Here is a 20,789-nt window from a genome sequence, read left to right as displayed (position 1 = left end):
GTGGTGACATTCGCGCGTCCCTTCGTTACCTGCGAGGGGAATCGCCCTGTTTAAACTCCTGTGCAGCGCAAGCACCAGACTTGCAATGCATAACAACAAGAAAGGTACATCTCAGATGAATGCGATTTCTCGCCTCGCTACTGTCATTTCTGTCGCCTCCCTGTTCCCGCTCGCAATTCTGCCTCTCAGTGTTTCCGCTGCCGAATCCAAAGGTTCGGTGGAAGTCGTGCACTGGTGGACCTCAGGTGGCGAAAAAGCTGCCGTTGATGTGCTCAAGGCCCAAGTCGAAAAAGACGGTTTCACCTGGAAAGACGGCGCTGTCGCCGGTGGTGGCGGTGCGACTGCCATGACTGTGCTGAAAAGCCGTGCAGTGGCCGGCAACCCGCCAGGCGTTGCCCAGATCAAAGGCCCGGACATCCAGGAATGGGCGTCGACCGGCCTGCTCGACACCGACGTTCTGAAGGACGTTGCCAAGTCGGAAAAGTGGGACAGCCTGCTCGACAAGAAAGTCTCCGATACCGTGAAGTACGACGGTGATTACGTGGCCGTGCCGGTGAACATTCACCGTGTGAACTGGCTGTGGATCAATCCGGAAGTCTTCAAGAAAGCCGGCATCGAAAAAGCCCCGACCACCCTCGAAGAATTCTACGCCGCTGGCGACAAGCTCAAGGCTGCGGGCTTCATCCCGCTGGCGCACGGCGGTCAGCCTTGGCAGGACAGCACCGTGTTCGAAGCCGTTGTGCTTTCGGTCATGGGCGTTGATGGCTACAAGAAAGCCCTGGTCGATCTGGACAACGCTGCGCTGACTGGCCCGGAAATGGTCAAGGCGCTGACCGAGCTGAAGAAAGTCGCGACCTACATGGACGCCGACGGCAAAGGTCAGGACTGGAACCTGGAAGCGGCCAAGGTCATCAACGGCAAGGCCGGCATGCAGATCATGGGTGACTGGGCCAAGTCCGAATGGACCGCCGCGAAGAAAATTGCCGGCAAGGATTACCAGTGCGTAGCGTTCCCGGGCACCGATAAGGCGTTCACCTACAACATCGACTCGCTGGCCGTGTTCAAGCAGAAAGACGCGGGCACCGCGGCTGGTCAGCAGGACATCGCCAAAGTCGTGCTGGGTGAAAACTTCCAGAAAGTCTTCAGCATCAACAAAGGCTCGATCCCGGTACGAATCGACATGTTGAACGACATGGAGAAACTCGGTTTCGACTCCTGCGCACAAACTGCTGCCAAGGACTTCCTGGCGGACTCCAAGTCCGGCGGCCTGCAGCCGAGCATGGCGCACAACATGGCGACCACGCTGGCCGTACAAGGCGCGTTTTTTGACGTAGTCACCAACTACATCAACGACCCGAAAGCCGACCCGGCCGACACCGCCAAGAAACTCGGCGCGGCAATCAAGTCGGCCAAATAAGCCTTAGTGGCAAGCGGCAAGTTGAAAGCTGCAAGTAAGAGCACTGCCCTGCTTATCTCGCAGCTTGAAACTTGCAGCTTGTAGCTGCTCTTCTCTTTTTTATGGATTTCCCCATGAGTTCTGTTGCTGTGTTCAGCAAAGCCTCGCCGTTCGATGCATTGCAGCGCTGGCTACCTAAACTGGTGCTGGCGCCGAGCATGTTCATCGTGCTGGTGGGCTTCTATGGCTACATCCTGTGGACGTTCGTGCTGTCGTTCACCACCTCGACATTCCTGCCCAACTACAAGTGGGCCGGTCTGGCGCAATACGCGCGGTTGTTCGACAACGATCGCTGGTGGGTTGCGAGCAAGAATCTCGCGATGTTCGGCGGCATGTTCATCGGCATCACCTTGGTGATCGGCGTGTTGCTGGCGGTGTTCCTCGACCAGCGTATCCGTCGTGAAGGCTTTATCCGCACCATTTACCTGTACCCGATGGCGCTCTCGATGATCGTCACCGGTACCGCGTGGAAGTGGCTGCTCAACCCGGGCATGGGCCTGGACAAATTGTTGCGTGACTGGGGCTGGGAAGGCTTCCGTCTCGACTGGCTGATCGACCCGGATCGCGTGGTGTATTGCCTGGTGATCGCGGCTGTATGGCAAGCCTCGGGCTTCATCATGGCGATGTTCCTCGCCGGCCTGCGCGGGGTTGACCAATCGATCATCCGTGCCGCGCAGATCGATGGCGCGAGCATGCCGCGCATCTACTGGAAAGTCGTGCTGCCAAGCCTGCGTCCGGTGTTCTTCAGTGCCGTGATGATTCTGGCGCACATCGCGATCAAGAGCTTTGACCTGGTCGCGGCGATGACCGCCGGTGGTCCGGGTTACTCCTCCGACCTGCCAGCGATGTTCATGTACTCCTTCACCTTCAGTCGCGGCCAGATGGGCATGGGCTCGGCCAGTGCGATTCTGATGCTCGGTGCGATTCTCGCGATCATCGTGCCTTACCTGTACTCCGAGCTGAGGACCAAGCGTAATGACTAGTCTCGCTGCCAAATCCCCCATCAGCCTGAGTCGCATCGCGATCTACGCGGTGCTGATCCTCGCGGTGCTCCTGTATCTGGTGCCGCTGGTGGTCATGCTGCTGACCAGCTTCAAGACCCCGGAAGACATCGGCACCGGCAACCTGCTGAGCTGGCCGACCGTGGTCACCGGCATCGGCTGGGTGAAAGCCTGGGCCACCGTCGACGGCTACTTCTGGAACTCGATCAAGATCACCGTCCCGGCCGTGATCATCTCCACCGCCATCGGTGCGTTGAACGGCTATGTGCTGTCGTTCTGGCGCTTCCGCGGTTCGCAACTGTTCTTCGGCCTGCTGCTGTTCGGCTGCTTCCTGCCGTTCCAGACCGTGCTGCTGCCGGCCTCGTTCACCCTCGGCAAGATGGGCCTGGCGAGCACCACCACCGGCCTGGTGTTCATTCATGTGGTTTACGGCCTGGCGTTTACCACGCTGTTTTTCCGTAACTACTACGTGAGCATTCCCGATGCATTGGTGAAAGCCGCACGCCTTGATGGCGCAGGGTTCTTCACCATTTTTCGGCGGATCATTCTGCCGATGTCGACGCCGATCATCATGGTTTGCCTGATATGGCAGTTCACCCAGATCTGGAACGACTTCCTGTTCGGTGTGGTGTTCTCCAGCGGTGATTCGCAACCGATCACGGTGGCGCTGAACAACCTGGTCAATACCAGCACCGGCGCCAAGGAATACAACGTTGATATGGCAGCGGCGATGATCGCCGGCCTGCCGACCCTGCTGGTCTATGTGGTCGCAGGCAAGTATTTCGTGCGCGGGCTGACGGCCGGCGCGGTCAAGGGGTAATCATGGCAACGCTCGAACTTCGCAACGTAAACAAGACTTATGGCCCCGGCCTGCCGGACACCCTGAAGAACATCGAACTGTCGATCAAGGAAGGTGAGTTCCTGATCCTCGTCGGCCCGTCGGGCTGCGGCAAGTCGACGCTGATGAACTGCATCGCCGGGCTGGAAACCATCACCGGCGGCGCGATCATGATTGGCGATCAAGACGTCAGCGGCATGAGCCCCAAGGATCGCGACATCGCCATGGTGTTCCAGTCCTACGCCTTGTACCCGACCATGAGCGTGCGCGAGAACATCGAGTTCGGTCTCAAGATTCGCAAGATGCCGCAGTCGGCGATCGACGAAGAAGTCGCTCGCGTGGCCAAGCTGTTGCAGATCGAACACTTGCTCAACCGCAAGCCGGGCCAGCTCTCCGGTGGTCAGCAACAGCGTGTGGCGATGGGCCGTGCGTTGGCGCGTCGGCCGAAGATTTATCTGTTCGACGAACCGCTGTCCAACCTCGACGCCAAGCTGCGCGTCGAGATGCGCACCGAAATGAAACTGATGCACCAGCGCCTGAAAACCACCACGGTGTACGTGACCCACGACCAGATCGAAGCGATGACCCTGGGCGATAAAGTGGCGGTGATGAAGGACGGCATCATTCAGCAGTTCGGCACGCCAAAAGAGATCTACAACGACCCTGCCAACCTGTTCGTGGCGAGCTTCATCGGTTCGCCGCCAATGAACTTCATCCCGCTGCGTCTGCAACGCAAGGACGGTCGTCTGTTGGCGCTGCTCGACAGCGGCCAGGCCCGTTGCGAACTGCCGATGGGCATGCAGGACGCCGGTCTTGAAGACCGCGAAGTGATCCTCGGCCTGCGCCCGGAACAGATCGTTCTGGCGAACGGCGAGGGCAACGGCCTGCCGAGCATTCGCGCTGAAGTGCAGGTTACCGAGCCGACCGGTCCGGACACGCTGGTGTTCGTCAATCTGAACGACACCAAGGTCTGCTGCCGTCTGGCGCCAGACGTGGCGCCGCAAGTGGGCGAGAGCCTTACGCTGCAATTCGATCCGTCGAAAGTGTTGTTGTTTGATGCCAAGACTGGCGAGCGGTTGGGCGTTGCCGGTCAAGCACAGACCGATGCGCGGTCTGCGAACGTGGCCCAATTCAAAGGCCGGTGAAGAACAAATGTGGGAGCGAGCCTGCTCGCGAAAGCGGTCTGACATCCAGCACTGATGTCGCCTGATACACCGCATTCGCGAGCAGGCTCGCTCCCACAAAGGAGCACGCGGTGGATTGCCTGTAATCCATCGCACTTTATGTAAACCGCGTTAGATAAAAACAGTTAATAACAATAAAGACGAGGATGTAGGGATGAAAATGAAACACGTCAATGCCCGGTTGATCTGCCAAGTGTCAGCTGCGGCAGCACTGGTGCTGGCCGGCAATGCGATGGCGGCGGATGCTTTCAGCTCCGACTCCAAATGGATGACCGGTGACTGGGGTGGCGAGCGGACCAAGCTGATCGAGCAGGGTATCGACATCAAGGCCGACTACGTTGGGGAAGTCGGTGGCAACCTGAACGGTGGCTTCAACGACGACAAGACTGCGCGTTACGCTGACCAGTTCGGTCTGGGCGTGGCACTCGATCTGCAAAAGCTGTGGGGCTGGGACAACACTCAGGCCAAGATCCAACTGACCAACCGTAACGGCTACAACATCTCCAACGACCGTGTTGGTGATCCGCGTGCCGGCACCTTGAGTTCGTCGCAGGAAGTCTACGGCCGTGGCCACATGGTGCGTCTGACCCAGTTGTGGATTCAGCACCAGTTCTTCGACAACAAACTCGACGTCAAGGCCGGTTACTTCGGTGAAGGCGAAGACTTCAACACCTTCCCGTGCGACTTCCAGAACCTGGCGTTCTGCGGTTCGCAAGTGGGTAACTGGGCGACCAACATCTGGTACAACTGGCCCGTCAGCCAGGCCGCGATCCGTGTGAAGTACAACATCAATGATGAGCTCTACGCTCAGATCGGTGCGTACAACCAGAACCCGTCGCAACTGGAGCACGGCAACGGCTTCAAACTCAGCGGCAGCGGCACCAAAGGCACCGTTTTGCCGGTCGAACTGGTCTGGTCGCCGAAGGTTAACAGCCTGCCGGGCGAATACCGCGTCGGTTACTACAAGAGCACGGCGGACGCTGATGATGTTCGTGAAGATATCAATGGTTTCGACGCTGCCACTACTGGCGACGCCTACAAGACCCACAGCAGCAAAAGCGGTTACTGGTTCGTGGCGCAACAGCAACTCACCAGCCATAACGGCGATGCGACCCGCGGCCTGAACATCGCGGCCAACGCCACGTTCCACGACAAGGACACCAACTTCATCGACAACTATCAGTCGGTGATGTTTGTCTACAAAGGCCCGTTCGACGCACGTCCCAAGGATGACGTCGGTATCGGCGCGGCGCGTATCCACGTCAACAAGGACGTGAAGCGCAACGCTGAACTGCTGAACGCTTCCAACGGTGTGTCCGACTACGACAATGCCGCGTTCTCGCCAATTCGTGAAACCGAATACAACTACGAGATCAACTACGGCTTCCACGTCACCAACTGGCTGACCGTGCGTCCTAACCTGCAATACATCACGCACCCGGGCGGTGTTGATGAAGTGGACAACGCTCTGGTCGCCGGCCTGAAAATTCAGTCGGTGTTCTAACGCGTCTGCGATAAGCTCCTCTCTATGTGCGCATATTTGCGGACAGCGAGGGGCGTTCTCAATTGTTTGTACCCGCCGCGGTGGGGAAACCAATTGAGAACGCCCCTTAGGCTGTCCGCTTTTTTTTGGGGCAGGCGCCGCCCTGTGAAAGACGATTTCAGGACTGTGGTCCCATGCATGAGCATCCGCTGCAACGCTTCTTCAAATCCCTGCGCGAGCAACCTGTTTTCGCTTGGGAGCGCTATCAGATGCGCGACGTATTGGTGATCGATCATCCGCTGTGTCAGGCGGTGTTCAGTCGTCAGGGCGCGCAGTTGCTGCACTTTCAGCCGCGCGGGCAAAAGCCGTGGTTGTGGTGTGCGGCGAAGTGGCCGCATGTGGGTGCGATCCGTGGTGGTGTGCCGGTGTGCTGGCCGTGGTATGGCCGCCATCCAAGCGAAAACGCGTGGCCATCCCATGGTTGGGCGCGCCTGCTCGACTGGAAGTTGCTAGACAGCAGCAGCGCTGAAGATGGCGTGCGCCTGCACTGGCAATTGCAATTGTGCGACTGGCAGGTTGACCTCCACGCTCACCTTGGGGAACGCATGGAGTTGCGCTTGAGCACCGAGCACCAGGACGACATGCCATGCCAGTTGAGCCAGGCTTTGCACGCTTACTGGCGTATTGGCGATGTCGGTGAGATAGCGCTGTCTGGGCTCGAAGGCGCACAAGGTTATGACCAGTTGAACCGCCAGGCTTGCCAGCAGGAAGGCGAGTTGCGGGTCGACGGCGGCTGTCAGCGGGTTTTCCAGCACGACGGCGAATTACAGCTCAAGGATCACGCCTGGCAGCGCGAGTTGTGCATCGATACGGGTGACAGTGCAGACACGGTGGTGTGGCATCCGGGCTCGCGGCCGTTGCTGGGCGTTAGCTGGGATGAGGTGTTGGAGTTTGTGTGTGTTGAAGCGGCGGCGGGGGGCACCGACAGTCTGCATCTGGCGCCGGGGGAGAAGGCGCATTTGAGTTTGCAGGCGTGGGCGGCTGCCTGATTCAAAGCCATGCAGTGAATCGGCTGGCCTCTTCGCGAGCAGGCTCGCTCCCACAGGGAAATCCATTTCAAATGTGGGAGCGAGCCTGCTCGCGAAGAGGGTGTATCTGTTAGCCGAGATTTCGGATCAATTGAACTCGTCGCCAACCGGATACCGGCTCGCATTCAAGCTCTCTTTGATCTTGCGCAGATGCGGCTGGAAATCCACCCCGCGACGCAGCGTCATCCCGGTCGCCAACACATCCAGTACGGTCAACTGAATGATCCGCGAAGTCATCGGCATATAGATGTCGGTGTCTTCAGGCAATGGAATGTTCAGGCTCAAGGTACTGGCCTTGGCCAGCGGCGAATTCTCGGCGGTCAAACCCAGCACCGAAGCACCGTTCTCGCGAGCAATGCGCGCCACTTCCACCAGTTCACGGGTGCGGCCGGTGTAGGAGATGATCACGAACAGCTCGCCGGTGTGCGCAACCGAAGCAATCATCCGCTGCATCAATACATCGGCATGCGCTGTCACCGCCAGGTTGAAACGGAAAAACTTGTGCTGCGCATCCAGGGCCACCGGCGCCGAAGCCCCGAGGCCGAAGAAGTGAATCTGCCGCGCCTGAATCAACAGGTCGACGGCACGGCTGATCAGGTTCGGATCAAGCGCCTGACAAGCGCTGTCCAGTGAGGCAATGGCGCTGCCGAAAATCTTCTGCGTGTACGCTTCGGGATTGTCATCGGCCTCGACCGCCCGGCTGACATACGCCGCGCCGCTGGCCAGGCTCTGCGCCAGTTGCAGCTTGAGCTCGGGGTAGCCGCTGACGCCGAACGACCGGCAAAAACGGTTGACCGTCGGCTCACTCACCGACGCAGCCTGGGCGAGGGCGGCGATGCTGAAGCGGGTGGCCTGCTGCGGGTTGAGCAGGATCACTTCGGCGACTTTGCGTTCGGCCTTGTTCAGGTCTTCAAGGCGACTCTGGATCTGTTCCAGTAAATTTCGCACGCGATCCATATGGAATTCCTAATTCACCTGCGCAAAGGTGCGCCGGGCTATGCAAATTGGGCCTTTGATATCGCCCGTAACGGTGGCCTATCCTACTGATGGCTCCGACCGACCACCACTCGGAATCTATATTTTGCGAAAATGTTGTGTTTATTACTACATTTTCCCTTGAGTGATGCCTTGAAAAAAGGTATTTGTAGCTTAACTTGATAAAAGAACAAACATCATGCCTTCGATTACGGTTGAACCGTGCACCTTTGCCTTGTTCGGCGCTCTTGGCGATCTGGCCCTGCGCAAGTTGTTTCCTGCCCTTTATCACCTCGATGGCGCTGACTTGTTGCACGAGGACACGCGCATCATCGCGCTGGCCCGTGAAGACGGCACCGAGCAGCAGCACCTGGCATTCATCTCCGCCGAATTGCGCCGCTACGTCGGCAACGAGTTGAACGAGGCTGTCGCCGAACGTTTTCTGGCGCGCCTGACCTACCTGCACGTCGACTTCCTCAAGGCTGAAGATTACGTCGCGCTGGCCGAAATGGCCGGCAGCACGCAACGCATGATTGCCTACTTCGCCACTCCGGCGGCGGTGTACGGCGCGATCTGCGAGAACCTGGCGAATGTCGGGCTGGCAGAAAACACCCGCGTGGTCCTGGAAAAACCGATCGGCTCCGATCTGGAATCCTCGCGCAAGGTCAACGACGCCGTGGCGCAGTTCTTTCCGGAGAACCGCACCTACCGTATCGACCACTATCTGGGCAAAGAAACCGTTCAGAACCTGATCGCCCTGCGTTTCGCCAACAGCCTGTTCGAAACCCAGTGGAACCAGAATTACATCTCCCACGTGGAAATCACCGTGGCCGAGAAGGTCGGTATCGAAGGCCGCTGGGGCTATTTCGACAAGGCTGGCCAACTGCGCGACATGATCCAGAATCACCTGTTGCAGCTGCTCTGCCTGATCGCCATGGACCCGCCGGCCGACCTGTCCGCCGACAGCATCCGTGACGAGAAAGTCAAAGTGCTCAAGGCGCTGGCGCCGATCAGCCCGGAAGGCCTGACCACTCAGGTCGTGCGCGGCCAGTACATCGCCGGTCACAGCGAAGGCAAATCCGTACCGGGCTACCTCGAAGAACCGAATTCCAACACCCAGAGCGACACCGAAACCTTCGTCGCCCTGCGTGCCGACATCCGCAACTGGCGCTGGGCCGGCGTGCCGTTTTACCTGCGTACCGGCAAACGCATGCCGCAGAAACTCTCGCAGATCGTCATCCACTTCAAGGAACCGTCGCACTACATCTTCGCCCCCGAGCAGCGCCTGCAGATCAGCAACAAACTGATCATCCGCCTGCAACCGGACGAAGGTATTTCCTTGCGCGTGATGACCAAAGAGCAGGGCCTGGACAAAGGCATGCAATTGCGCAGCGGTCCGCTGCAACTGAATTTCTCCGACACCTGGCGTAGCGCGCGGATCCCCGATGCCTACGAGCGGTTGTTGCTGGAAGTGATGAACGGCAATCAGAACCTGTTTGTCCGTAAAGATGAAATCGAAGCCGCGTGGAAGTGGTGTGACCAGTTGATCGCCGGGTGGAAAAAATCCGGTGACGCGCCCAAGCCGTACGCGGCCGGGTCGTGGGGGCCGATGAGCTCCATTGCATTGATCACGCGGGACGGGAGGTCGTGGTATGGCGATATCTGATGTGAAACTGCCTGCGGGCGTGAATGCCCACGCATTCAAGAGCCCGGTGCTGTTGGCCGAAGGTCTGGCGCTGAATGTGGCCAAGCAACTGAGCGATGCCATCGCCGCACGCGGCAACGCGGTGCTGGTGGTGTCCGGCGGTCGCAGCCCGGTGGCGTTTTTCCAGCATCTGGCCAAGCAGGAGCTGGACTGGTCGAAGGTCGTCGTGACTCTCGCCGACGAGCGCTGGGTGCCGGTTGAACATGCCGACAGCAACGCCGGTCTGCTCAAGCAATATTTGCTCAAGGGCCCGGCCGCCAAGGCGCAATTCCTCAGCCTCTACAGCGCTGCGGCGAATGTCGAGCAGGCTGCCGAACAGGCTGACCGTTTGCTCGCCGAATTGCCGCCGATTGATGTGCTGGTGCTGGGCATGGGCGATGACGGCCACACCGCGTCGCTGTTTCCCGACAGCCCGAACCTGGCCCAGGCGCTGCAAACCGACGGCACGCGTCGTTGCTGGCCGATGCTGGCGCCAAGTGTGCCGCGTCAGCGCCTGACCATGAGTCGTGCGCTGCTGGCTTCGGCCAAACACAAGATTCTGTCGATTTCCGGTCAGTCGAAACTGACCACCCTGAATGCCGCGCTGGCATCCGATGACGTCGCGGCCATGCCGGTGCGCGCGTTTCTGCAACCTACGTTAGAGATTTACTGGTGCCCATGAGCCAAGGAACAGCCGCTATGACAACCCCATCCCCGACCGTTTCCATGGCGGACAAAGTTGCCCTGATCGACAGCATCTGCGCCAAGGCACGGATCCTGCCGGTGATCACCATCGCCCGCGAACAGGACGTGCTGCCGCTGGCCGACGCCCTCGCTGCCGGTGGTCTGACCGCGCTGGAAGTCACCCTGCGCTCACAGTTCGGGCTCAAGGCCATCCAGATCCTGCGTGACCAGCGCCCGGAGCTCATGACCGGCGCCGGCACTGTGCTGGATCGCAACATGCTCGCGGCAGCTGAAGCGGCCGGCTCGCAATTCATCGTCACCCCAGGCATTACCCGTGACCTGCTCGAAGCCAGTGTCGACAGCCCGATTCCGCTGTTGCCAGGCATCAGCAATGCCTCCGGGATCATGGAAGGCTACGGTCTGGGTTATCGCCGCTTCAAGCTGTTCCCGGCGGAAGTCAGCGGCGGCGTGGCCGCGATCAAAGCCCTCGGCGGCCCGTTCGGCGAAGTGAAATTCTGCCCGACTGGCGGCGTCGGCCCGGCCAATATCAAGAGCTACATGGCGCTGAAAAACGTCATGTGCGTGGGCGGTAGCTGGATGCTTGATCCTGAGTGGATCAAGAACGGCGACTGGGCCCGCATTCAGGAATGCACCGCCGAAGCGTTGGCGCTGCTGGACTGATCAATACCTGACACTTCGTTGTGTGTTCTACGGCTTTACGGTGCGCTTGGTCGGTGCACCGTTTTTTTTTGCCTGTAGAAAACGGGCGCTCCCTTGTTTAAAAACCACATCAAAAGATCGCAGCCTGCGACAGCTCCTACAGGAGGCGTGACAGTTTTTCTGTAGGAGCTGTCGAGTGAAACGAGGCTGCGATCTTTTGATCTTGCTTCTAATGAACCAGGTCATCGGTTACTCAGCGATACATAGTTACCGCACCGCAAATTTTTCGTGGCGCTAACCTTGCGTTCATCTTATGGAAGAGAGGACGTACTCATGGAGCGAGATCTCGCATCAACCGCGCAGCAGTCGCTGTATCAACTGGCCCCCGAGCAAATCGCCGGGCCATTCTTTCGCAACCCCAAACTCTTGCGGCGCAACATCAGCGAGGGGGCTGAAGGGGTGCCGCTGATCCTGCGTCTGACCATCGTTGATGCCATGACCGGCGAGCCCGTCAACGGTGCGCTGGTGGATATCTGGCATTGCAACGCAAGGGGTGCGTACTCGGGCTGGAGCCGCCTCAATCCGGACGCGGAAGTCGATGTCGCGGCCATCGGCTCTATCCCGCGCACGGACGATGACACTTACCTGCGCGGCAGCCAGTTCTGTGATCACATGGGCCGCGCCCGATTTACCACCGTCTATCCCGGGTTCTATGCCGGGCGCGCGCTGCACATCCATGTGGCGGTGCGCATCGTTGCCGGTAACGAATACCTGGAGGAGCGCAATGTCGCCTGGGTCGGCCAGCTGTATTTTCCCGAGGTGGTTTCCCGGTCAGTGCTCAATGCCCAGGCCTACCGCGGGCGAGCGTCGTTACCGCTGAACAACGCCGAGGACGTTCTCTATGCCAGCCAGAACGGTGAAGCCTCGACGCTGGCGGTCTGGCCGATCGGTCGAGAGTCGCACGAGGACGGCTTCTTCGGCCACCTGACCATCGGCATCGACACCTTCGCGGTGTCGTCGCAGATCAAACCCGAGGACTTCGACAAGTACACGGTTTGAGCCAGTCAACGCAGCTCGTTGAGCGCGCGGGTCAGTAACTGCATGTCGATGGCGGTGGTGGTCACCCCCGGCGTAATACGGATGCATGGCCCGCACGCGGCGCCGGTGCGCACCACGGTGAACAACTTGTATTCATTGAGCAGTCGCTCGGCCATCAACTGTTGATCGTCATGGCGGGTGAAGCGCATCGCCGTGATCCCGCAATACAGTCGCGGATCATCCGGGGTCATGACTTCGATACCGGGCAAGTGGCGCACAGCGCTGACCCAAAGATTGCGCAGGTAGTTGAGCCGTGCACCTTTGGCCGCAGCGCCTCCCAGTGAACGGTGTTCCTCGAACACCAGCGGCAAAGTCATCAGCGCCGGTATGTTCGGCGTGCTGTACGACGTGCGTGCGCGGATATCGTTGCGTGGGTAATGCATCTCGCCCATGTCCGGATCGATATCAGCCAGGCGTTGCGGGGCAATATAGAGAAAGCCGAGGGTCAGCGGCGCGCCGATCCATTTGTGCAGGTTATAGCCGGCGAACGCGATACCCATGGCTTCGAGATCGAATTCCATCTGCCCCAGCGCATGAGCGCCGTCGAGGATGATATCGACGCCATGTTCCTTGGCCAGCGCGGCAATCGCCTGTACCGGCATTACCAGGCCGGTGCGGTGGGTAACATGGGTCAGCGCCATCAACTTGAGTTTCGGGTGGCGAATGAACGTCTCGCGATACGTCTCCAGCAGGCTGTCGAAACTGGCCGGATGCGCGTGGGCGATCTCGATCACCTCGACGCCGCGATGCCTTGCCAGCCAGCGCATGGCCCCCTTGACCGTGTCGTACTCCAGATCACAGATCAACACCTCATCGCCCGGTTGCAGGCGGTTGTAGTTGCGGATCAGCGATTGCAGGCCTTCGGTGGCGTTGCGGGTGAACGCGATACTCTGCGCACGCACGCCCATCAGCTCGGCCAACTGTGCCCGGATCTCGAGGTTGTCGTGCTGTTCGAAGCGTTGGCGTACATACACCGAGTTGCTGTTGTTGATCATCTCGATGTTGCGCTGATACTCCTCGATCACCGTGCGCGACATGCGCCCGAAGTAACCGTTCTCCAGGTTTATCGGCGCGGATTGAGCGTCGTAGCGATTGCCGAACGTTTGCCAGAAGTCTTCATCACGGGCGCGGCGGGTGTTATCAGGCATGGTCGGCTTAACTCTGATAGAGAAGGGCGCTTCAGTGGCGCGGGGCAGGTTTGCCGTGTTTGGCGCGCAGTGGTTCGAGCAAGTCCGAGAGGCCGTTGTGGTCGATCTCCTGCATCAATGCCAGCAAGCCACCGAGCTCGCCGTGGGGAAACCCCTCTCGGGCAAACCAGTTAAGGTAAGGCCCTGGCAGGTCGGCAATGATCCGGCCCTTGTATTTGCCGAAGGGCATTTCGCGGGTGATCAGCAGTTCGAGTTTTTCTGGATTCATCGGTTTTCGTCTGGATTCAAATCAGATTGAAAAATACAGGCATTCTGCATGCAGGCCAAATGACAGATCATGCAAATTACCGAGATACAGATAGTTCATTTATCTTTAAATTGTTGATTTATAAAGGTTTTTAAAAAATAAAAAAGCTGGCACGCACTCTGCAATATCCCTTGCATCTTTCATCAACCCGCAAGGAATTGAAAAATGACCGACGTTAATAAAGAAGCCATCTCTGTACTGAACGACCTGATCGAAACCAGCAAAGACGGTCAGGAAGGGTTCAAGACTTGCGCTGAAGACATCAAGCATCCTGAACTGAAAACCCTGTTCGCGACTCGCTCCGCCGATTGCGCCACTGCCGCTGCCGAGCTGCAAGCTGAAGTTCGCAAACTGGGTGGCGATCCGGAAACCTCCACCAGTGTCAGCGGTGACCTGCACCGTCGCTGGGTCGACGTCAAAGCCATGTTTACCGGCAAAGACGAAGAAGCCGTGCTGAACGAAGCCGAGCGCGGTGAAGATCACGCCCTGAAGGCTTATCGTGAAGCCATCGAAAAAATCAACAAACACAACCTGGTCGGTATTCGTGATCTGGTTGAACGTCAGTACCACGGCGTACAACGTAACCACGACCAGGTGAAAGCCCTGCGTAACCAGGCCCGCGCACGCTCGTAAGCGTTCGTAGGCTGTATAAAAAACGCCAGCTAGCCTGGCGTTTTTTTATGTCTGGGGGGAAAGATTTTCCTGACGCAGCGCAATCAATCAGCCAATGCTGATCGCCGGCAACGTCGGCAGCGTCACCGTCTGCTGCTTGCGCGGCGCCAGAATCTCGGCCTCGCCATCCACGACCAACTCATCACGCTGGTTGAACACGCGAGTGGCAATGCGCACGCGAAACTTTGGCAGCTTCTCGAGAATTTCCAGACGTACAGTCAAGGTATCGCCAATCTTCACCGGCTTTTGAAAGCTCATCTGCTGACCGATATAAATGGTGCCCGGTCCAGGCAGTTCGCAGGCCACCGCCGCACTGATCAGCGCGCCGCTGAACATGCCGTGGGCGATGCGCTCCTTGAACATGCTGGCGGCGGCGAACTCGGCGTCCAGGTGCACCGGGTTATGGTCGCCCGACATCGCGGCGAACAGCTGAATGTCACGCTCTTCGACAGTCTTGCTGTAGCTGGCGGTCTGGCCGACTTCGAGGGCTTCGTAAGGGATGTTGGTAACCTGGGTCATCGGTCTCGATTCCTGTGATGGATTGGATCAATCCACAAAAATTTATTCGCTGCGCTGAGGGCGTGGATGGCTCAGGGTCTGGTCGATCCAGGCCAGCACATCGGCGATCACTTCGTCGCGATTGGTTTCGTTAAACAATTCGTGCCGCGCCTGCGGGTAGATCTTCAGTTGCAGGTTCTGGCTGCCGGCCGAGCGCAATGCATCAGCCAGATCTTTCAGACGTTTGCCATCGCTCACCGGATCACATTCACCACCGATTACCAGCAGCGGCAGGCCCGGAGCGATCTGGGCGAGATTGGACGCTTTGCTGATTTGCTGCAAGCCGCCGAGCAAGTCGATCCACAGCTGATTGGTGCAGCGAAAACCACACAGTGGGTCGCTGGCGTACTTGTCGACTTCAGCCGGATCGCGGCTCAGCCAGTCGAAAGGTGTGCGCACCGGTTTGAATTTTTTGTTGAACGAGCCGAACGACAGCCACTCGATCAGCGCGCTGCGTCCCTTGCCGCCCTGGCGCAGCTTCTCCAGACGGGCGATTTGCCGCGCCGCACCATAGAGCGCCACTGGTTGAAAATTCGAGCCACTGAGAATTGCACCGTGCAGACTGGCGCTGTGATGCAGCAGATAACCCTGGGCGAGGTAACTGCCCATGCTGTGGCCGAGCAGGATGATCGGCACGCCGGGATGCTGCTGGCCGATGTGCTGGTTGAGACTGGCCAGATCACCGACGACTTTGCACCAGCCGTCGTCATCGGCGAAATGTCCGAGGGTGCCGTTATCGGCGGTTTTGCCATGTCCGCGAAGGTCCGGGGCATACATGCCGTAACCTTTGTCGCAAAACGTGTCGGCTAATCGGGCATATCGAGCGCTGTGTTCCGCCATGCCGTGGGCCAGCAGGATCACCGCTTTGAGTGGCCCGGGCGGCAGCCAGCGATTGACGTACAGGCGGCTGCGGTCACTCGCGTCCAGCCATAAGGTGTCGTGGGTCATGGCGATTCCTTTGCTCAGAGTCGGCACATTGTATAGCGCGTCTGATCAGCCCACGCCACGGCACGAAGATTCACACGATCAATGAGGACCTCGCCCATATTTGCCTGAATGGCCATAACTGCTAGTGTCCGTGAAGCTCCGCTTTTTCAGAAATGACAGAAAGCGGCCCGGATCGGCTCAGGTAAAGAGGACAAGAACAATGCAACCTGATTTCTGGAATGACAAACGCCCCGCCGGCGTACCGCTGGACATCGACATGGGGGAGTTCAAGTCGGTGATCGAGGTGTTCGAGCGTTCCTGCAAGAAGTTCGCGGATCGCCCGGCGTTCAGCAACATGGGCGTGACCTTGACCTACGCCGAGCTTGAGCGCCAGAGCGCAGCCTTCGCCGGTTACCTGCAGGCGCATACCGATCTGGTGCCGGGGGATCGCATCGCGGTGCAGATGCCCAACGTCCTGCATTACCCGATTGCCGTGTTCGGTGCGTTGCGTGCCGGGCTGATCGTGGTCAACACCAACCCGCTGTATACCGCGCGGGAGATGCGCCACCAATTCAAGGATTCCGGCGCGCGGGCGTTGGTCTACCTGAACATGTTCGGCCAGAAAGTCCAGGAAGTGCTCCCGGACACCGACATTCAATACCTGATCGAAGCGAAGATGGGCGACCTGATGCCCACCGCCAAAGGCTGGCTGGTCAACACCGTTGTCAGCAAAGTGAAGAAGATGGTCCCGGCGTATTCACTGCCGCAGGCGATCTCCTTCAAAAGCGCGCTGCGCATGGGGCGCGGTCTGGGCATCAAGCCGCTGAAGGCCGGCCTCGATGATATCGCCGTGTTGCAATACACCGGCGGCACCACAGGCCTTGCCAAGGGGGCAATGCTCACCCACGGCAATCTGGTGGCGAACATGCAGCAAGTGCGCGCCTGCCTTGCGCAACTCGGCCCGGATGGTCAGCCGCTGCTGCGCGAAGGCCAGGAAGTGATGATCGCGCCGCTGCCGCTGTACCACATCTATGCCTTCACCGCGAACTGCATGTGCATGATGGTTTCCGGCAACCACAACGTACTGATCACCAATCCACGGGACATTGGCGGGTTCATCAAGGAGTTGAAGAACTGGAGGTTTTCGGCGCTGCTGGGCCTCAACACCCTGTTTGTCGCATTGATGGAGCATCCGGATTTCAAGACCCTGGATTTCTCCACACTGAAACTGACCAACTCCGGCGGCACGGCGCTGGTGAAGGCGACGGCCGAACGCTGGGAACAGATCACCGGTTGCCGCATCACCGAAGGTTACGGCTTGACCGAAACCTCACCGGTGGCCTGCACCAATCCGTACGGCGACCAGTCGCGTCTGGGCACAGTCGGTTTGCCAGTGCCGGGCACGCTGTTGAAAGTGATCAACGATGACGGCGTCGAGCAGCCCATGGGCGAGCGTGGCGAGTTGTGCATCAAAGGCCCGCAGATCATGAAAGGCTATTGGAACAAGCCCGAAGCTACCGCCGAAGTGCTGGATGCTGAGGGCTGGTTCAAATCCGGCGACATCGCGGTCATCGATACGGACGGGTTCGTGCGCATTGTGGATCGCAAGAAAGACATGATCATCGTTTCCGGTTTCAACGTGTATCCGAATGAAATCGAGGACGTGGTCATGGCCCACCCGAAAGTCGCCAACTGCGCGGTGATCGGTGTGCCGGACGAGCGTTCGGGCGAGGCGGTGAAATTGTTCGTGGTGGCGCGGGAAAGCGGGGTCAGCCTTGAAGAGCTGAAGGCTTATTGCAAGGAGAATTTCACAGCGTACAAAGTGCCCAAGCACATTGTGTTGCGTGAGTCGTTGCCGATGACGCCGGTCGGGAAGATTCTGCGGCGTGAGTTGCGCGATATCGCATAAAGGGCAAAAGCGCAAAGATCGCAGCCTTCGGCAGCTCTTACATGGGAATGCGTTTCCTGTAGGAGCTGCCGAAGGCTGCGATCTTTTGCTTTCAAGGCCCAAAATTCAGGGGCCTTAGGGGTGTTCTAGGATTTTTGCTCTAAAATGACTGCTAGAAAGTCTTGAGTCATCAATGTGACTGTAGGGGCCGCTTTTGGCTCTAGTCGACCCTCGGCAAAGCTGCTACTCTCGGCGCGCTTTGTGACTTCTCGGCCTATATACAAGCCAGATTCACCAATACAAAACACACACCAATAATAATCGCATCAAATGCGGTGAAGAATTCGCGTTGCTGAGGAGTGGGCTTCCATGATCGAAGACTTTTGGAAGGATAAATACCCGGCTGGAATTGCTGCCGACATCAATCCAGACGAGTATCCGAACATTCAGGCAGTGTTGAAGCAATCCTGCCAACGCTTCGCCGACAAACCGGCTTTCAGCAACCTGGGCAAGACAATCACCTACGGTGAATTGTATGAATTGTCCGGCGCGTTTGCCGCGTATCTGCAACAGCATACCGATTTGCAGCCCGGTGATCGAATCGCCGTGCAACTGCCCAACGTTCTGCAATACCCGGTGGCCGTTTTCGGTGCCATCCGCGCCGGGCTGATCGTGGTCAACACCAACCCGCTGTACACCACGCGGGAAATGGAACACCAATTCAACGACTCCGGTGCCAAAGCGCTGGTGTGCCTGGCGAACATGGCGCACCTGGCCGAAGCCGTGGTGCCGAAAACCGGCGTCAAACACGTCATCGTCACCGAAGTCGCCGACCTGCTGTCGCCAATCAAGCGCTTGCTGATCAACAGCGTCATCAAGTACGTGAAGAAAATGGTCCCGGCTTATCACTTGCCAAAAGCCGTCAAGTTCAACGACGTGCTGAGCAAGGGCCAGGGTCAGCCTGTGGCAGAAGCCAACCCGCACAGCGGTGATGTGGCGGTGCTGCAATACACCGGCGGCACCACCGGCGTGGCCAAAGGCGCGATGCTGACCCACCGCAACCTCGTCGCCAACATGCTGCAATGCAAGGCGCTGATGGGTTCCAACCTTAATGAAGGTTGCGAGATCCTGATCACGCCGCTGCCGCTGTACCACATCTACGCGTTCACCTTTCATTGCATGGCGATGATGCTGATCGGCAACCACAACATCCTGATCAGCAACCCGCGCGACCTGCCGGCGATGGTCAAGGAACTGTCGAAGTGGAAGTTCAGCGGTTTCGTCGGCCTGAACACACTGTTCGTGGCGCTGTGCAACAACGAAGGTTTCCGCAAGCTGGATTTCTCGGCGCTGAAAGTCACCCTGTCCGGCGGCATGGCACTGCAACTGGCCGCTGCCGAACGCTGGAAAGCGGTCACCGGTTGTGCGATCTGCGAAGGTTACGGCATGACCGAAACCAGCCCGGTGGCCACGGTCAACCCGATCCAGCACATCCAGATCGGCACCATCGGTATTCCGGTGCCATCGACCCTGTGCAAAGTCATCGACGATGCCGGTGTCGAGCAGCCGCTGGGTGAAATTGGCGAGCTGTGCGTCAAGGGCCCGCAGGTGATGAAAGGTTACTGGCAGCGTCAGGACGCCACCGATGAAATGCTCGACAGTGACGGCTGGCTGAAGACCGGTGACATCGCGCTGATCCAGCCGGATGGCTACATGCGTATTGTCGATCGCAAGAAAGACATGATTCTGGTTTCCGGTTTCAACGTGTACCCGAACGAGCTGGAAGACGTGTTGGCAACCCTGCCGGGTGTGTTGCAGTGTGCAGCCATCGGTGTGCCGGACGAGAAGTCGGGCGAGGCGATCAAGATTTTCATCGTCGCCAAACCAGGCGTGACGCTGACCAAAGAACAGGTGATGGAGCACATGCGCGCCAACGTCACCGGTTACAAGGTGCCGCGCTCGGTGGAGTTCCGCGATGCGCTGCCGACCACCAACGTCGGCAAGATCCTGCGCCGCGAACTGCGCGACGAAGAGCTGAAGAAGATCAAGGCGAAAAACGCCGCGTAAACAAGAAGCCCCGCAGATGCGGGGCTTTTTGTTGGTGCAGACTGTAGGTGTGCGTTGCCTGTGATGGCGTCTTCGCGAGCAGGCTCGCTCCCACTTTTGACCGTATTTCAACTGACGGAGCGCGGTTGAATGTGGGAGCGAGCCTGCTCGCGAAGCTTTGGCTTTTTCTGTTACTGACGAAACGGCGCGAAATTCACGTTAGTCCCCGTCGGACGCATGTCCTGCAGATACGAATCCTTGTCCGCACTCAATTCCAGGCTCAACGCAGCCTTGCGCTTGCCTTCATTGCGAATCACCAGCCCTTCGAGCTTCTCACGCAGAAACACGGTCGGCACTTTCAGGTGCAGCAGTTCGTCGGTAGCCGGTGTGTGCATCAGCAGATGAATCCACTCGTACTGACCGACGGCCAGACGCGCCACCGGCAGGTCGAACCACCAGATGTTGCGGTTACGGTTCAGTTCGGCGAAGTGGCAGTTGTTGACGCCGAGCACGGCACCGCCCAGTTCCTGGTTTCTACGGGCAATGGCCAGCTTTTTATCGAGTTTCATAACATTCCTGCGGGATCGGTTCTCTGGCGCACGGCGCCCATAGGTGCGCATTCTCGGGGCTGGGCGAGTAAACATAAAGCCCAACCTGCACGCTGCGACGAAATGAGCCGCTAAAAATAAATGAAACTTGGCGCAAAAGCGGCCTGTCAATGATTACGTAATGACTTTCCCCTAACTGCACCAAGGAGAAACACCATGAGTAGCACAGGCGATAAAGTAAAAGGCATGGCCAACGAAGCAGTCGGCAACGTCAAGCAAGGCATCGGTAAAGCTACCGACAATGACAAAATGCAGGTCGAAGGCAAAATCCAAGAGAAGAAAGGCGAAGCCCAGCAAGCTGTTGGCAAAGCCAAAGACGCAGTGAAGAACACTGTCGACAAGGCGTGATCCGGCCTTGAACGAAAGACACGAGCGGCCATCCAAGGATGGCCGTTTTTGTGTCAAAAGCCTGCGGTTATCCTGCAAGGGTCGCCAAACAGGCTACCGTGATGTAAAAAACGGCCCCTGAGTCGCCACGACTTCA

At 58.5% G+C, this 20,789-nt stretch carries 20 protein-coding genes; 14 read left to right on the top strand and 6 right to left on the bottom strand.

Features of this window, described 5'->3' with window-relative positions:
• Positions 1-115 precede the first annotated feature (115 nt).
• From JJD74_RS06065 to JJD74_RS06040, 6 genes are all read left to right on the top strand, one after another.
• Positions 116-1,417, top strand: coding sequence for an ABC transporter substrate-binding protein (locus JJD74_RS06065; protein WP_042560607.1), 1,302 nt, complete (start codon positions 116-118; stop codon positions 1,415-1,417).
• Between the two features lie 113 nt (positions 1,418-1,530).
• Positions 1,531-2,439 (top strand): carbohydrate ABC transporter permease, encoded by a 909-nt coding sequence (locus tag JJD74_RS06060; protein ID WP_042560606.1) that lies wholly within the window; start codon positions 1,531-1,533, stop codon positions 2,437-2,439.
• Complete coding sequence (locus tag JJD74_RS06055; RefSeq protein ID WP_042560605.1) at positions 2,432-3,277, top strand: carbohydrate ABC transporter permease; 846 nt, start codon at positions 2,432-2,434, stop codon at positions 3,275-3,277. Before JJD74_RS06060 ends, JJD74_RS06055 begins: the two co-directional genes overlap by 8 nt.
• 2 nt (positions 3,278-3,279) lie before the next feature.
• The gene (locus tag JJD74_RS06050) at positions 3,280-4,440 is read left to right on the top strand and encodes an ABC transporter ATP-binding protein (protein ID WP_042560604.1); all 1,161 of its coding nucleotides are present in this window, start codon (positions 3,280-3,282) and stop codon (positions 4,438-4,440) included.
• Positions 4,441-4,633: 193 nt separating this feature from the next.
• Positions 4,634-5,983, top strand: coding sequence for a carbohydrate porin (locus JJD74_RS06045; protein WP_042560603.1), 1,350 nt, complete (start codon positions 4,634-4,636; stop codon positions 5,981-5,983).
• A gap of 173 nt (positions 5,984-6,156) precedes the next feature.
• A complete protein-coding gene (locus tag JJD74_RS06040; protein WP_042560602.1) occupies positions 6,157-7,011 on the top strand; it encodes a D-hexose-6-phosphate mutarotase in 855 nt (284 codons plus the stop codon).
• A gap of 126 nt (positions 7,012-7,137) precedes the next feature.
• Here the strand turns inward: JJD74_RS06040 and JJD74_RS06035 are convergent, their stop codons facing one another.
• A complete protein-coding gene (locus JJD74_RS06035; RefSeq protein ID WP_171057240.1) occupies positions 7,138-7,998 on the bottom strand; it encodes a MurR/RpiR family transcriptional regulator in 861 nt (286 codons plus the stop codon).
• A gap of 226 nt (positions 7,999-8,224) precedes the next feature.
• Between JJD74_RS06035 and zwf the strand changes: the two genes are divergently transcribed.
• From zwf to JJD74_RS06015, 4 genes are all read left to right on the top strand, one after another.
• Positions 8,225-9,691: a glucose-6-phosphate dehydrogenase gene (gene zwf, locus JJD74_RS06030; protein ID WP_042560601.1), complete on the top strand. Its 1,467-nt coding sequence runs from the start codon at positions 8,225-8,227 to the stop codon at positions 9,689-9,691.
• Positions 9,678-10,391: a 6-phosphogluconolactonase gene (gene pgl / locus JJD74_RS06025; RefSeq protein WP_115146149.1), complete on the top strand. Its 714-nt coding sequence runs from the start codon at positions 9,678-9,680 to the stop codon at positions 10,389-10,391. The genes zwf and pgl overlap by 14 nt, the downstream gene beginning before the upstream one ends.
• Before the next feature lie 17 nt (positions 10,392-10,408).
• Positions 10,409-11,074, top strand: a complete 666-nt coding sequence (locus tag JJD74_RS06020) for a bifunctional 4-hydroxy-2-oxoglutarate aldolase/2-dehydro-3-deoxy-phosphogluconate aldolase (protein WP_042560599.1) — start codon at positions 10,409-10,411, stop codon at positions 11,072-11,074.
• Between the two features lie 312 nt (positions 11,075-11,386).
• The gene (locus tag JJD74_RS06015; protein WP_200612266.1) at positions 11,387-12,112 is read left to right on the top strand and encodes an intradiol ring-cleavage dioxygenase; all 726 of its coding nucleotides are present in this window, start codon (positions 11,387-11,389) and stop codon (positions 12,110-12,112) included.
• Positions 12,113-12,117: 5 nt separating this feature from the next.
• Here JJD74_RS06015 and JJD74_RS06010 read toward each other — a convergent pair whose 3' ends face one another.
• Together JJD74_RS06010 and JJD74_RS06005 are read right to left on the bottom strand one after the other, a co-directional pair.
• Positions 12,118-13,299 carry an aminotransferase class V-fold PLP-dependent enzyme gene (locus JJD74_RS06010; protein WP_047300135.1) on the bottom strand — a complete coding sequence of 394 codons (1,182 nt, stop codon included), beginning with the start codon at positions 13,297-13,299 and terminating at the stop codon, positions 12,118-12,120.
• Between the two features lie 31 nt (positions 13,300-13,330).
• Positions 13,331-13,567: a DUF3820 family protein gene (locus JJD74_RS06005; protein WP_003227425.1), complete on the bottom strand. Its 237-nt coding sequence runs from the start codon at positions 13,565-13,567 to the stop codon at positions 13,331-13,333.
• 204 nt (positions 13,568-13,771) lie between these two features.
• On the opposite strand from JJD74_RS06005, the gene JJD74_RS06000 reads away from it, so the two are divergent.
• The gene (locus tag JJD74_RS06000) at positions 13,772-14,239 is read left to right on the top strand and encodes a ferritin-like domain-containing protein (protein WP_047300134.1); all 468 of its coding nucleotides are present in this window, start codon (positions 13,772-13,774) and stop codon (positions 14,237-14,239) included.
• An 87-nt stretch (positions 14,240-14,326) separates the two neighbouring features.
• Here the strand turns inward: JJD74_RS06000 and JJD74_RS05995 are convergent, their stop codons facing one another.
• Both JJD74_RS05995 and JJD74_RS05990 read right to left on the bottom strand, forming a co-directional pair.
• Complete coding sequence (locus tag JJD74_RS05995) at positions 14,327-14,797, bottom strand: MaoC family dehydratase (protein WP_003227420.1); 471 nt, start codon at positions 14,795-14,797, stop codon at positions 14,327-14,329.
• A 42-nt stretch (positions 14,798-14,839) separates the two neighbouring features.
• Positions 14,840-15,784 carry an alpha/beta hydrolase gene (locus JJD74_RS05990; protein WP_200612264.1) on the bottom strand — a complete coding sequence of 315 codons (945 nt, stop codon included), beginning with the start codon at positions 15,782-15,784 and terminating at the stop codon, positions 14,840-14,842.
• A 199-nt stretch (positions 15,785-15,983) separates the two neighbouring features.
• On the opposite strand from JJD74_RS05990, the gene fadD2 reads away from it, so the two are divergent.
• Both fadD2 and fadD1 read left to right on the top strand, forming a co-directional pair.
• The gene (gene fadD2 / locus JJD74_RS05985) at positions 15,984-17,672 is read left to right on the top strand and encodes a long-chain-fatty-acid--CoA ligase FadD2 (protein ID WP_115146152.1); all 1,689 of its coding nucleotides are present in this window, start codon (positions 15,984-15,986) and stop codon (positions 17,670-17,672) included.
• Between the two features lie 348 nt (positions 17,673-18,020).
• A complete protein-coding gene (gene fadD1 / locus JJD74_RS05980) occupies positions 18,021-19,718 on the top strand; it encodes a long-chain-fatty-acid--CoA ligase FadD1 (protein ID WP_200612261.1) in 1,698 nt (565 codons plus the stop codon).
• A 170-nt stretch (positions 19,719-19,888) separates the two neighbouring features.
• Here fadD1 and JJD74_RS05975 read toward each other — a convergent pair whose 3' ends face one another.
• Positions 19,889-20,266 carry a hypothetical protein gene (locus JJD74_RS05975; protein WP_042560592.1) on the bottom strand — a complete coding sequence of 126 codons (378 nt, stop codon included), beginning with the start codon at positions 20,264-20,266 and terminating at the stop codon, positions 19,889-19,891.
• 195 nt (positions 20,267-20,461) lie between these two features.
• Here JJD74_RS05975 and JJD74_RS05970 point away from each other — a divergent pair, with 195 nt between their 5' ends.
• On the top strand, positions 20,462-20,653 hold the full coding sequence (locus JJD74_RS05970) for a CsbD family protein (protein ID WP_042560591.1): 192 nt from the start codon (positions 20,462-20,464) through the stop codon (positions 20,651-20,653).
• Positions 20,654-20,789 lie beyond the last annotated feature (136 nt).

Source organism: Pseudomonas sp. MF6776, from assembly GCF_016613125.1.
In the GTDB taxonomy this organism is placed as follows: Bacteria; Pseudomonadota; Gammaproteobacteria; order Pseudomonadales; family Pseudomonadaceae; genus Aquipseudomonas; species Aquipseudomonas iridis.
The sequence above is the reverse complement of the archived record's forward strand: the minus strand, read 5'-3'. Positions and strand labels throughout refer to the sequence as shown.